The following is a 254-nucleotide window of genomic DNA, read 5'->3' on the forward strand; positions in this document are numbered from 1 at the left end:
TCCGGGGGAATCAAAGAACAGACGCACCAAGTATTTCGTAACTTAAAGGCTGTACTTGAAGCAGCAGGGGCATCATTGGAAACCGTCGTAAAGGCAACCGTGTTTATTAAAAATATGGATGAATTTGCTGATGTGAATGAGGTGTATGGGGAATACTTTTCCGTTCACAAACCCGCACGATCTTGTGTCGAGGTGGCGCGCCTGCCAAAAGATGCGTTAGTGGAGATTGAGGTCACAGCCTTAGTAAAGTAAGC

At 46.1% G+C, this 254-nt stretch carries 1 protein-coding gene; it reads left to right on the forward strand.

Going from position 1 to position 254, the window contains the following annotated elements; genetic code table 11:
- Window positions 1-252, forward strand: a 252-nt coding sequence (gene ridA, locus RYX56_RS23810; RefSeq protein WP_317124314.1) for a 2-iminobutanoate/2-iminopropanoate deaminase, incomplete at its 5' end; no start/stop codon positions are given.
- Window positions 253-254 lie beyond the last annotated feature (2 nt).

It is taken from the genome of Alkalihalophilus lindianensis, from assembly GCF_032843265.1.
In the GTDB taxonomy this organism is placed as follows: domain Bacteria; phylum Bacillota; class Bacilli; order Bacillales; family Bacillaceae_D; genus Alkalihalophilus; species Alkalihalophilus lindianensis.